This window comes from Candidatus Caccoplasma merdavium (genome assembly GCA_018715595.1).
Classification (GTDB): Bacteria; Bacteroidota; Bacteroidia; order Bacteroidales; family UBA11471; genus Caccoplasma; species Caccoplasma merdavium.
Map to the genome: position 1 here is coordinate 1 of DVLI01000021.1, position 11,373 is coordinate 11,373.

The following is an 11,373-nucleotide window of genomic DNA, read 5'->3' on the forward strand; positions in this document are numbered from 1 at the left end:
TTAGAGCGTCGGATTCATAACCCGGAGGTCACGAGTTCAATTCTCGTCCCCGCTACTTTTTTTTGAGAGGCTGTCTTACTGCAATAAGGCGGCCTTTTTTGTCGTCGGTCGTTCCATTTCAAGAATACCCCCATGTTGAAATATCTTTATATCGTTGCCGGGACGTTGTCTTTGGTTTTGGGTATTGTCGGCATATTTGTGCCGTTGTTGCCTACCACTCCTTTTCTTTTGCTGACGGCTGCGCTCTATTTCCGCAGTTCGCCGCAACTTTACCGACGCTTGCTTTCTCATAAATATTTGGGGACCCATATCCGCAATTTCAGAGAACATCGGGCTATCCCCCTGCACACCAAGATGGTTTCTCTTTTGCTTTTATGGGCGACATTGTCCTATTGTGCATGGTCTGTTGCCGAGAGTCTTGGGTTGCGTCTCTTCTTGGCAGCTGTTGCTGTGGGGGTGTCCTGGCACATTTTGAGCTATAAGACGTTGCGCACTCCGCTGCCCGAGATGGCCGATGATGTCGAGGCTCTTTCGGAGCGGAACAGCGACCGGGCCTGGCGCATCGTGCGTGCCGGCGGCTTTTTCGGGGCCTGGGCTTCGATTGGCGCCGAGGCTCATGTGGTGGGCTCTTTGCGCATGGGTTTGCTCATGAAGCATCGCGACATCGACCTGCACGTTTATTCGTCGCTGTTGTCGGTTTCGGACAGTTTCGGGGCGGTCGCTCTCTTGGCCCGGAATCCGGCGGTGAGGCAAATCACATATCGCAATCTCGTCGATACCGAGGAGGCGTGTATCGAATGGCATCTTACTTATGTCGATGACTTGGGGGAGGAGTGGAGCATCGATATGATACACATTCTCCGGGGCAGCCGTTACGACGGCTATTTCGAGCAGGTGGCCGAGCGCATTCGGGCGCGTCTCACTCCCGAATTGCGGCACACGATTCTCTCCTTGAAATATGCGACACCCGAATCGGTGCATATTGCCGGCATCGAATATTATCGGGCCGTAATAGAGGGTGGCGTGCGGAGCTATGCCGAGTTTCTCGAATGGCGGCGGAAAAATCCGCTTACGGGTGTCGTCGAGTGGTTGCCTTGAACCCTGATGCGGCCGTTAAAAAAGACATTGATTTTTCTCTTTTTTGTTTCTCTGAAAGTTTTTACCTTTGCGCCGTTTTTTCGGGGCGTACCCCCGCATTAGGTTTTCAGAAAATTTCATATGAAGGACGAAAAAGAGTTTCATCGCATATCCGATTTTATCTCCGGTTATGCCGTCAGGTTGATGGGCTCGGGCGTACACACCTCCCGTGTGGTGCGCAATACGATGCGCATCAGTGAGGCACTTGGGGTTGTCACGCAGATGACCCTGTTGCATAAAACCCTCATCTTCTCGATACACGACAAGGAGTCGGGGCAGGTCATGAGCGATGTCGTGCCGGTCAAGAGTTTCCCGATTAGCTTTTATCTCAATTCCGAGTTGAGTTCGCTCAGTTGGGCGGCGCTGGACAATCATCTCCCGCTCGAAGAGATTGAACGCCGGTATCAGAAGATTGTCGATACTCCCCGCATCAATCACACGTTGCTCACATTCCTGGTGGCTTGTGCCAATGGCTCGTTCTGCCAACTTTTCGGCGGCAGCTGGACGGCGATAGCAATCGTCTTTGTGGCGACGCTTATCGGATTCTCCTTGAAGAGCTTTATGCAGAAACGGCACATTAGCCATTACGTCATCTTTGTCATATCGGCTCTCGTTTCGTCTTTGATTGCTTCGGTATCGTTGCTGTTCGATGCGACGCCCGACATTGCCATCGGTACGAGCGTGCTCTTTTTGATTCCCGGCGTACCCTTGCTCAACGGGGTCATCGACATTGTCGAGAGCCACATACTCCTGGGCATGACCCGGCTTGTCGGCGCGTTGTTGTTGGTCATGTGCATTGCCGTGGGGCTGTCGATAACTCTGGCTATTGTGCACAACGGATTGGTATTGCTTTGAAAATAAAGAGGAGGAAATCAAGATGATAGGAACAATTATTGTCGACGGTCTTTTTGCGGCTATTGCCGCCATCGGTTTCGGAGCCATTTCCAATCCGCCCCGACGGGCATTCCTTTCTATTGCCATTGCTGCGGCCATCGGTCATGCATTGCGGTTTTCGCTCATGCACTATGTGGGTGTCGATATTATTACGGCATCGTTTTGTGCCTCGTTTGCCATCGGTTGGGTGAGTCTCTTTTTAGGAGCAAAGATTTATTGTCCCATGACGGTGATATACATACCGGCGCTTCTGCCCATGATTCCCGGCATGTATGCATACAAAACGCTCTTTGCCCTGCTTCTCTTTTCGCGCAACCTGACCGACCCGGTGTTGGTGCAACAATACATGCAGGAGTTCTTTATCAACGGCATCGTGGCTTGCGGCGTCATCTTCATGCTGGCCGTGGGAGCCACATTGCCCTTTATCCTCTATCCGTCGAAGCCTTACACGCTGACCCGCCGCAAGGCCGAGTTGAGCAGCGTTCAAAAAGACTGAGGCGGGCGGCCGTTGTGTCCGACGGTGTGATGTCGTCTTGTTGCCGCAACGGTGAACGCCGATGCGTTGCGTGCGAGATGATTCGGCAATGAAAGTCTCACGACCTTTTGGCGCTTTTGCCGACTTGTGCTATCTTTGTCCTGCAAACGCCTCCGAACCTTCCGGTTTCGATGATGGGACCGGAACCCGGAAATTATAGATGCGACCATGAAGCTCGACGATTCGTTATTGAAAAAACACTTGGGACACCCCCTTTTCGGACTCCTTACCGAGACGGCCGATGAACTGGGTGTGCCTTGTTATGTCATTGGCGGTTATGTGCGCGATATTTTCTTGCAGCGTCCGTCGAAAGACATCGATGTCGTGACGGTGGGCAGTGGCATCGAATTGGCCGGGGCGTTTGCTTCGAAGCTGGGGAAACGGGCTTATCTGTCGGTTTTCAGCAATTTCGGAACGGCGCAAGTCAAGTACAAAGGTCACGAAATCGAGTTTGTTGGAGCCCGTCGCGAGTCTTATTCTCACGATTCCCGCAAACCCATTGTCGAGGACGGCACTTTGGCCGATGACCAAAACCGCCGTGACTTCACCATCAATGCGCTGGCCATCTGCCTCAATCGCGAACATTTCGGCGAGTTGGTCGATTCTTTCGGCGGTGTGGCCGATCTTGATGCCGGCCTTATTCGCACGCCGCTCGACCCCGACATCACATTCAGCGACGACCCGTTGCGCATGATGCGGGCCATTCGCTTTGCCACGCAGTTGGGGTTCCGCATCGTCGATGAGACTTTCGACGCCATCACGCGCAACCGCGAACGCATCAACATCATTTCGGGAGAGCGCATCATCGAGGAGATGAACAAGATGATGGGTTCGGCACGACCTTCGACAGGTTTCCTCTTGCTCGAAAAGTGCGGTCTGCTTCCCCTCATATTTCCCGAGTTCCATGCCTTGAAAGGCGTCGAGACGGTCGACGGTCGCGGGCATAAGGACAATTTCTATCATACGCTGGCCGTGCTCGACCAGTTGGCGGCCAAGAGCGACAATCTGTGGTTGCGCTGGGCGGCGGTGTTTCATGACATCGCCAAACCGGTCACCAAGCGGTATGACGCCAAACTGGGCTGGACATTCCATAACCACAATTATGTGGGAGCCAAGATGATACCGGGCATATTCCGCCGCATGAAGCTCCCGATGAACGAAAAGATGAAGTTCGTGCAGAAGATGGTCGAGTTGCACATGCGTCCCATCGCGCTGGTCGAAGACGAGGTGACCGACTCGGCCGTGCGCCGTCTGCTCTTTGATGCCGGCGACGACATCGATTCGCTCATGCTGCTTTGTGAGGCCGACATTACTTCGAAAAATCAGGAAAAGGTGCGTCGCATATTGAACAACTTCGCGCTGGTGCGCACCAAGTTGCACGACATCGAGGAGAAGGACCGCGTGCGCAACTTCCAGCCCCCGGTAACCGGCGAAGAAATCATGCAGGTTTTTGCCCTGTCGCCTTGCCGTGTCGTGGGAGAGATAAAGACGGCCATCAAAGATGCCATTCTCGACGGGGTAATTCCCAATGAGCACGAGGCGGCTTACCGGTATATGTTGCAGGTGGCTGCCGGGAAGGGTCTTGCCCCGGAGGGTGAAGGAAATCTCGCCGCGAAGTAAAAATTTCCCGTTTTTTATTCCTATCTTTGCTGATAGTGAAACTTATACAAGAAAAATAGATGAAACTGAAACTATTGATGCTCGCTGTGGTGTGCACCGCGGCGGCGTATGCACAGGAGACATATCGATTCGACTTCACGGGCAAGGCTCGCAAAGGGTATGTGCGGGTCGATGCGACGATGCTTTATGACGATGCGGTCGGGTACGGTTTCGACTTCGGACAGATACCTTCGGCCGACGGCAGGTCTCCGTTCTTCTTCTCGGTGAAGGTTCCCGATGGCAACTACAAGGTCACCGTGAAACTGGGCTCTGAAACTTCGGCCGGTGAGACCACCGTGCGGGGCGAGTCGCGTCGCCTCTTTGTGGAGCGCGAAAAGACCGAAGCCGGCAAGTTCAAGAAAGAGACTTTTATCGTAAACAAGCGCAATACGCGCATTACCGACGACGTGCGGGTGCGCATCAAACCCCGCGAGAAGAAAAAACTCAACTGGGACGACAAGCTCACCCTCGAATTTAACGGCCCGGCTCCGCGGGTTGCCGAGGTGGTGATAGAGCCCACGCAGAAACCCATAACCGTTTTCTTGTGCGGCAATTCCACGGTGGTCGACCAGGACAATGAACCGTGGGGCAGTTGGGGGCAGATGATTCCCCGTTTCTTCACCGACAAGGTGTGCATTGCCAACTATGCCGAGAGCGGTGAGTCGGCCAATACCTTCTTGGCGGCCCGTCGTTTTGAGAAAGCCCTCACCCAGATGAAAGCCGGCGACTATGTCTTTGTGGAATTCGGTCACAACGACCAAAAGCAGAAAGGTAAGGGTAAAGGGCCTTGGACTTCTTTCTATGACAGCCTCAAACAATATATCGTGAAGGCTCGCGAGAAGGGGGCGACCATTGTTTTCGTGACCCCTACGCAACGGCGGAGTTTCGGCGAAGACGGCAAGATTCACGACACGCATGGGGAGTATCCCGCTGCCATGCGCAAGTTGGCCGAGGAGGAGGGTGTTCCCGTTATTGAATTGAACGAGATGACCCGCACTCTCTACGAGACTTTGGGCGTGGAGACTTCGCGTCGCGCTTTTGTCCAATATCCGGCCAACACTTTCCCGGGTCAGACCGAGGCGCTCGAAGACAATACCCACTTCAACCCCTACGGGGCTTACCAGATTGCCAAATGCGTCTTGCAGGGCATCAAGGACAAGAAATTGGGCTTGGCCCGCTACATCAAGGATTTCAAGGGCTATGACCCGGCTCACCCCGATGACGTGAATGCCTTCGTGTGGGACCTCAGTCCGTTTACCGAAATCGAGAAGCCCGACGGCAATTAATCGCTGGGTCGGTCTCGCATAAGACATAAAGACAAGGAGGGGCGAATGATTATTCATTCGCCCCTCCTTGTTTGGGAGGACGGCACTGTTACCAAATGGGGTCACCTTTCCCTTCTCGGGTGACTTCGGGGGTCTCGGTGCTGCAATCGATGATGGTCGAGGGTATGTGCCCGCCGAGACCGCCGTCGACAAAGAGGTCGACCGTGCGGTCATATTCCTCGCGTATGAGGTCGGGCTCGGTCAGATATTCGATTTCCGTGTGGGCGGGGGCTATCGAGGTCGACATGAGTGGGTTGCCGAGCTCCTGGGCGAGAGCCCGGGCGATGGCGTTGTCGGGGACGCGTATGCCCACGGTCTTGCGGTTTTTGTAGATGTGGGGCAACTGGGAACTGGTGGGGAGTATGAAGGTGAAGGCTCCCGGCAGGTTGCGCCGCATGAGCTTGAAATGGTTGTTGCTCACCTTGGCATACTGGCTCAGCATGCTCAGGTCGGGGCATACGATAGAAAGCAACGCCTTTCTCGTGTCGATGTTCTTCAACCGGCAGATGCGTTCCACGGCGCGCACGTTGAGGGCATCGCACCCGATGGCATAGAGCGTGTCGGTGGGGTAGATGATGATACCCCCGCTGCGGAGCAGGGCAACGGTGCGCTCCACGTCGCGAGGATTGGGGTTTTCGGGGTAAATGCGCACATATTCCATGGCGAGAGGCGTGTTGGGGGTTAGTCGACGTGGTGCAGAATGTGACCCATGCGTTCTTTCTTGGTGCGCATATACACGAGGTTATAGGGGTTGGGCTCGATTTCGAGCGGTACGCTCTCTACGATTTCGAGGCCGTAGGCTTCGAGACCCACCCGTTTTACGGGGTTGTTTGAGAGCAAGCGCATCTTGCCGATGCCGATTTGTTGCAGGATTTGGGCGCCTACACCGTAGTCGCGTTCGTCGGCCTTGTGTCCCAGGCAGATGTTGGCATCGACCGTGTCCATGCCTTGTTCCTGCAACTTGTAGGCTTTCATTTTTTCCATGAGACCGATGCCGCGGCCCTCTTGGTTGAGGTAGATGACGGCGCCTTTGCCCTCTTTCTCGATGGTCTGCATGGCGAGATGCAGCTGGTCGCCGCATTCGCATCGTTTCGAGCCGAAGATGTCTCCGGTCATGCACGAGGAGTGGACACGCACGAGTACGGGTTCGTCGGGGCGCCACTGTCCCTTGATGAGGGCGATGTGTTCGAGTCCGTTGGAGATTTGGCGGAAAGGTATGAGTCTGAAATGTCCGTATGCGGTGGGCATGTCGACTTCGGGGCCTTTCTCGACGAGTGATTCCTGTTTCAGCCGGTAGGCGATGAGGTCGCGAATGGCGATGATTTTGATGCCGAACTGACGGGATTTCTCGATGAGTTGGGGCAAGCGGGCCATGGTGCCGTCTTCGTTCATGATTTCGATGAGGGCGGCTGCCGGGTAGAGACCGGCCAGACGGGCCAGGTCGATGGCGGCCTCGGTGTGGCCGGCGCGTTTGAGCACCCCTTTGTCTTGGGCATAAAGCGGATTGACATGTCCCGGGCGTCCGAAGGTCTCGGCGGTCGAGTTGGGGTCGGCCAGGGCTCTGATGGTGGCGGCGCGGTCGTGGGTCGACACGCCGGTCGTGCAGCCTTCGATTTTGTCGATGGTTACCGTGAAGGGGGTGCCCAGCAGGGAGGTGTTGTTCATCACCTGCTTGTCGAGACCCAACTCGGAGCAGCGTTGCATGGTGATGGGGGCGCACAATACGCCACGTCCCTCTTTGAGCATGAAGTTCACCTTTTCGGGGGTGATTTTCTCGGCGGCGATGATGAAGTCGCCTTCATTTTCCCTGTCTTCATCATCGACGACGATGATGAAGTTGCCGGCTTTGAACTCTTCGATGGCCTCTTCGATGGTACTCAGTTTGGTTGCGTCAGACATGTGTTTTTGCTCCTTTCTTCCCCGTGCCGGGGATTTTTATCTATTTTTCGATTTCTTTTTCTCTTTCGTCAATCAGTTGACGGGCGATGTTTTTTATTTCGCCGTTGGTGTGGGCGATTACCTGCAATTCGTGGCGCAGTTGTTTCTGTTCCCAGTTGCCGATGAGGTAAAGCGGGAGCGTGAGGGGCAGCAGCCACATGACGATCCACCCGATGTTTTTTTGCCCACAGGGGTTGTAGAGCAGGAGGTTACGCAGAATGGGATAGTCCATCAGCTTCGTCACCAGCAGGGCCGAACGGCAGTTTTGGGCTTTCTCCACGAATTTTTCCACTTCGTCGTGGAGGTGATGTATGGCTTTGCGGTCGTAGCCGCGGGTCCAGTATGCGAAGAACGATTGTCGCCTGTCTCCGATTTTCTCGCGCAGGCGGGTGCATTCGGCGTCGAGTTGTTCGACCTGTTGCAGAATCTCTTCGGGCGAAGCCTCGTCGATGATGATTTCTTTGTGAACGACTTTGCGGGTCTCGGCTTTCCCGATGATTTTCCGCAAGAAGTTGAGGTAGGCGTCTTTGTTGAAAACGGCCGAGTCGTTGACGGCCTTGTAGGTGAGGAATATGCCGAGGGCCAGGAGTACGGCCGAGCTGAGCCACATGCCTTCCCACACGGCCGAGCGGCCGTTGAGTGCCGATTTGTAGCCGGCATTGTCGATGATGTAGTAGCAGATGAAGAGCAATACCGAGATGACGACCGGCGTTCCCAGCCCGCCTTTGCGTATGATGGCGCCCAGCGGGGCTCCGATGAAGAAGAAGATGAGGCAGGCAAAGGAGAGGGTGAATTTCTTGTGCCGCTCGATTTCATGCCGGCGCACGAGTATCTGTTGCTGGTTGGCCGAGATGCTTCGGTATTCGTATTCCTGACGAATGCTTTCGGCGCGGCTCAGGGCGCGGCTCAACATGCTTTCCCGCTCTTGGAGGGAGGCGTTGGCGTAGATGCTGTCGATGTTGATGCGCCCGGTTGCGGGTATGGCGTTGTCGGCTTCATCGGCCTGGACGGCCGTATGGAAGGAGGGTGATGCCTTGGCCGTGGTGGTGACGTTGCTGAAATAGCTGCCTTTCAGTTCCTTGGCGATGCGATGGCTGGTGCTGTCGATGCGGGTGGTGAGAGAGTCGATCGACTTGGTGAGCTGGGAGATGTTTTGCCCGATATATTGGTTTTGCATGACGCCTTCGTCCATGCGGTTGAAGTTGGCATCGAACGGTATGAGTATCTCTTTTGTTGAGAAGGTTTCGCGTCGGTAGGGAATGTTTTGGACATTGGCGCGCTGGTTGCGCAGGTTCTCAAACGACTCTCCGCTATACAGGGTGAAGAAAAGGTATTGTTTGTCGTCGGTAAAGCTCAATTTGCCCGAGTCGGCCAAGATGACCATGGCGTTGTCGAATCCCTCGGAGAAATCGTAAATCATGAGGTCGTAGAGCATACCCGTGTTGCGGTCTTTTTCTTTTACCAGCAGGTTGTAGCCGCTTATCTGGTCGTAGAAGACACCCTCGGGTATGTCCAGTTCGGGCGACTTCTGCCTTACCGAGAAGAGCAGGGCATACATCTTCACTTGGGCCTTGGGCAGTACGTTGTTCTGGAAAAAGAAGGCACCTATGGCAATGAAAATGACGGCGATGATGAGCGGGTGCATGGTTTGCCGCAGGGAGATGCCGGCCGCTTTGATGGCCAGGAGTTCGAGCCGCTCGCCCAGGTTGCCGAATGTCATGAGCGACGCCAGGAGCATCGACAGGGGCAGCGCCATGGGCACGATGGTGAGGGCGGCGTAGAAAAACAGCTCGGCCAAGACGCCTACTTCGATGCCTTTGCCTACCAATTCATCGACATATTTCCACAGAAATTGCATCAGCAGCACAAAGAGGCTGATGAAGAATGTCATCAGAAATAACGGAAGAAACGTATTCAGGATAAAGAGATATAGTTTCTTGACAAGCGGCATGGCAGGCTTATTTCTTGTTGCAAAAGTAGTGAAAAAAAAGATACCCCGTGTCTCGTCTCCCTAAAAATGAGGGAAGCGCGGGGTGGCTTGGCGGCTTGTCATGAGCCGAGTCGGCGTTTGAGTGTGGCGACTTGCTTGTTCCACAGTTCCACGCAATCTTCCTTTTCGTCCGACTCGGCATAGTCGGTGATTTCGAGAATCACGTTGTTGGTGAGTTCATCGACGTTGATGCGAAATCCGAAGAAGGCTTTCGGGTCTTCCTCTTCGAGCCATTTGAAGCGGATAAACACGCCGTTGAGCAGGCCGGTCTTGCGGGCGGTCTGTTGCGATGCCGACCAGTAGAACGTGTAGGTGCGGCCGTTGCATTCGACTTTGTCGGCAAACCAGTCGGCCAGCCCGTTGGGCGAACTGATAAAACCCCACACCGAGTTGGGGGAAGCATTGTTGAGGTTATATTCTATCGTAATTTTTTCTTTTGTCATAAATCCATTCTTATTCTCGGCGAAAGTATAAATAATATTTCAACCACAGGGTATCTCTTGCTTATTTTTTGACCTCCTCTGTCAGCTTTCTGTTTTTTGATGGGGATTTCGGTGACTGGCATGATTCCTTGTGGTGATTTTCAACTGTTTGTGGAAAACGTTTTTTTATCGAAAAATATCTTGACCGGCCATGGGGGATTTGCGGTTTCGGGAGGTGTGGGGAAATGGACGGCTTATGACGGGAAAAGCGTCCGTCCGTATTGGCGAAAGGCGCTTTTGTCTGATACTAACGGGTTGTGTATGAAAAAAGAAAAGGTTGTCTCGCGACAACCCGTTTCTTTGTAAACCTTAAATTTAATACTATGAAAAAACATGATACAAATATAAGGTTTGAGGGATATGCTTCCAAATTTTTATGTGAAAAACTGCTCTTTGTTTAACAATGTTTGTGTGAAAAATATCCGAGCTGTTAACAAAATTCGCTATTTGACGGCCGAATCAAAATATTTGTTGAAAAATAAGATTTGGTAGTCGAGGGCATTGGCGCTGTAATTGTTGGTGTGTCGCCCCGGGTGGTTGTAGTAGTCGTGCGGAATTCCCCGTCTGAGCAATTCCTTATGGAGTCGCTGGTTGACGGTATAGAAGAAATCGTCATATCCGCAGTCGAAGACTATGTGCGGGTTTCCCGGTGTCAGACTGTCGAGCTGGTTGATGACGGTGTGGGCGTCCCACACATCGGGATTTTCTTCATAGGGTCCGAGCTGTTCTTTCATTTTCCAGTTGTCGGGGAAGGGGCGAATGTCTACTCCGCCGCTGATGCTACCTCCGGCGCCGAAAATGTCGGGGTGGCGCATCGAGAGCCACAGCCCGCCGTGGCCGCCCATGCTGAATCCCGTGATGGCACGTCCGCCTCGGTCGGCCCGGGTGGCGTAGTGCGAGTCGATGTAGCCGGTGAGTTCGTGCGCGACGAATGTCTCGAATTGCGATTGGGGTTGGGTGGGGCTGTCCCAGTACCAACTGCTTTCGCCATCGGGACAAACAAAGATGAGGCTGTTGCGTGTGGCAATATCGTTGAGCGAGGGTTTGACGGCAATCCAGGTGTTTTGGTTGCCGCCGAACCCGTGCAGGAGGTAGATGGCGGGATAGGCGGCCTGCGGGTCATAATTGTCGGGAAGGACGATGACGCAGAGAATCGAGCGGCCCATTTTGTCGCTGGGGACCTTGTCTTTTACCACTTTGGCCTGGGTTTGGAGGGCGACGAGTGCGAGAAGGAGTGTGAGCAGTTGTTTCATGGTGGAGGAGTTGAATTTTTTTGCTCTTTGCAAAGTTACTACAAAAAAGTGAAATGCGGAAAGATATAGTGATAGAATTGAGTTACAAGGGTTTTGGTTGAAGTGGCGATAATCCGTGAAGCCATTACAATCCCTGCCGAAGCCAAATCCTGACGCCGCT

General features: G+C 53.8%; 10 protein-coding genes and 1 pseudogene. 6 read left to right on the top strand and 5 right to left on the bottom strand.

Features of this window, described 5'->3' with window-relative positions:
• The first annotated feature begins 135 nt into the window (after positions 1-135).
• The 6 genes and pseudogenes from IAD09_07445 (at position 136) to IAD09_07470 (ending at position 5,511) form a co-directional block, all read left to right on the top strand.
• A pseudogene (locus IAD09_07445) lies at positions 136-492 on the top strand (YbaN family protein).
• A 15-nt stretch (positions 493-507) separates the two neighbouring features.
• The gene (locus IAD09_07450; GenBank protein HIT82054.1) at positions 508-1,098 is read left to right on the top strand and encodes a phosphoglycerate mutase family protein; all 591 of its coding nucleotides are present in this window, start codon (positions 508-510) and stop codon (positions 1,096-1,098) included.
• Between the two features lie 120 nt (positions 1,099-1,218).
• A complete protein-coding gene (locus IAD09_07455; GenBank protein HIT82055.1) occupies positions 1,219-1,992 on the top strand; it encodes a threonine/serine exporter family protein in 774 nt (257 codons plus the stop codon).
• A gap of 22 nt (positions 1,993-2,014) precedes the next feature.
• Positions 2,015-2,527: a threonine/serine exporter family protein gene (locus IAD09_07460; protein HIT82056.1), complete on the top strand. Its 513-nt coding sequence runs from the start codon at positions 2,015-2,017 to the stop codon at positions 2,525-2,527.
• A gap of 207 nt (positions 2,528-2,734) precedes the next feature.
• Positions 2,735-4,186 carry an HD domain-containing protein gene (locus tag IAD09_07465; protein HIT82057.1) on the top strand — a complete coding sequence of 484 codons (1,452 nt, stop codon included), beginning with the start codon at positions 2,735-2,737 and terminating at the stop codon, positions 4,184-4,186.
• 59 nt (positions 4,187-4,245) lie between these two features.
• The gene (locus IAD09_07470) at positions 4,246-5,511 is read left to right on the top strand and encodes a rhamnogalacturonan acetylesterase (protein HIT82058.1); all 1,266 of its coding nucleotides are present in this window, start codon (positions 4,246-4,248) and stop codon (positions 5,509-5,511) included.
• Positions 5,512-5,599: 88 nt separating this feature from the next.
• On the opposite strand, the gene IAD09_07475 is transcribed toward IAD09_07470, so the two are convergent.
• From IAD09_07475 to IAD09_07495, 5 genes are all read right to left on the bottom strand, one after another.
• A complete protein-coding gene (locus tag IAD09_07475; protein HIT82059.1) occupies positions 5,600-6,211 on the bottom strand; it encodes a threonylcarbamoyl-AMP synthase in 612 nt (203 codons plus the stop codon).
• A gap of 20 nt (positions 6,212-6,231) precedes the next feature.
• On the bottom strand, positions 6,232-7,449 hold the full coding sequence (locus tag IAD09_07480; GenBank protein ID HIT82060.1) for a bifunctional 3,4-dihydroxy-2-butanone-4-phosphate synthase/GTP cyclohydrolase II: 1,218 nt from the start codon (positions 7,447-7,449) through the stop codon (positions 6,232-6,234).
• Between the two features lie 40 nt (positions 7,450-7,489).
• Positions 7,490-9,439 (bottom strand): LptF/LptG family permease, encoded by a 1,950-nt coding sequence (locus tag IAD09_07485; GenBank protein HIT82061.1) that lies wholly within the window; start codon positions 9,437-9,439, stop codon positions 7,490-7,492.
• Positions 9,440-9,537: 98 nt separating this feature from the next.
• Positions 9,538-9,921, bottom strand: a complete 384-nt coding sequence (locus IAD09_07490) for a hypothetical protein (protein ID HIT82062.1) — start codon at positions 9,919-9,921, stop codon at positions 9,538-9,540.
• Between the two features lie 482 nt (positions 9,922-10,403).
• Positions 10,404-11,213 carry an esterase family protein gene (locus tag IAD09_07495; protein HIT82063.1) on the bottom strand — a complete coding sequence of 270 codons (810 nt, stop codon included), beginning with the start codon at positions 11,211-11,213 and terminating at the stop codon, positions 10,404-10,406.
• Positions 11,214-11,373: the final 160 nt, after the last annotated feature.

Excerpts from the sequence above, each read along its gene's own strand:
- IAD09_07450 (HIT82054.1), top strand. The coding sequence starts at position 508 with ATGGCCGATGATGTCGAGGCTCTTTCGGAGCGGAACAGCGACCGGGCC.
- IAD09_07455 (HIT82055.1), top strand. The coding sequence starts at position 1,219 with ATGAAGGACGAAAAAGAGTTTCATCGCATATCCGATTTTATCTCCGGT.
- IAD09_07460 (HIT82056.1), top strand. The coding sequence starts at position 2,015 with ATGATAGGAACAATTATTGTCGACGGTCTTTTTGCGGCTATTGCCGCC.
- IAD09_07465 (HIT82057.1), top strand. The coding sequence starts at position 2,735 with ATGAAGCTCGACGATTCGTTATTGAAAAAACACTTGGGACACCCCCTT.
- IAD09_07470 (HIT82058.1), top strand. The coding sequence starts at position 4,246 with ATGAAACTGAAACTATTGATGCTCGCTGTGGTGTGCACCGCGGCGGCG.
- IAD09_07475 (HIT82059.1), bottom strand. The coding sequence starts at position 6,211 with ATGGAATATGTGCGCATTTACCCCGAAAACCCCAATCCTCGCGACGTG.
- IAD09_07480 (HIT82060.1), bottom strand. The coding sequence starts at position 7,449 with ATGTCTGACGCAACCAAACTGAGTACCATCGAAGAGGCCATCGAAGAG.
- IAD09_07485 (HIT82061.1), bottom strand. The coding sequence starts at position 9,439 with ATGCCGCTTGTCAAGAAACTATATCTCTTTATCCTGAATACGTTTCTT.
- IAD09_07490 (HIT82062.1), bottom strand. The coding sequence starts at position 9,921 with ATGACAAAAGAAAAAATTACGATAGAATATAACCTCAACAATGCTTCC.
- IAD09_07495 (HIT82063.1), bottom strand. The coding sequence starts at position 11,213 with ATGAAACAACTGCTCACACTCCTTCTCGCACTCGTCGCCCTCCAAACC.